Origin of the sequence: Thermococcus sp. ES12 (assembly GCF_012027515.1) — an archaeon.
Classification (GTDB): Archaea; Methanobacteriota_B; Thermococci; order Thermococcales; family Thermococcaceae; genus Thermococcus; species Thermococcus barossii.
In genome coordinates this window covers 1-384 of record NZ_SNUP01000151.1, presented here as the reverse complement: position 1 = coordinate 384, position 384 = coordinate 1, and the positions used below count along the sequence as shown (strand labels likewise).

Below are 384 nucleotides of genomic sequence, written 5' to 3'. Positions count from 1 at the left end.
TCATCCAAGTGATCCATCCAGCTGTGTATTTGAATTGGTTCTCTCCAACTATGGGTTTGTTTACTGCGACTTTTACTTTTGATATCTCTTCAACGATTTTCGAGACTTCATATAGTTTTTCTAGCTTTATATTTGTCTTTACACCAAGTAAAAATTCTAATGCAACTGCAATTTCCTCTAGCGATAACAAACCAACTCTCTCTCCAAGGCCGTTAACTGTTACATGAAGTCCTTCAATTCCAGAAGCTACGGCGACTAAAGCACCAGCAGTTGCTAACCCAAAGTCATTGTGTATGTGTAGTTCTAAGGGAGTCTTACCAGCAGCCTCTTTATGCCGTTTCATCACGTATTCCATGGCCCAGGGAAGGGCGTCTCCATACGTGT

The 384-nt window shown here is 41.4% G+C and carries 1 pseudogene; it reads right to left on the bottom strand.

Annotated features, from left to right (window positions below):
• A pseudogene (locus tag E3E37_RS11515) lies at nucleotides 1-355 on the bottom strand (hypothetical protein); the annotation flags it as partial.
• Nucleotides 356-384 lie beyond the last annotated feature (29 nt).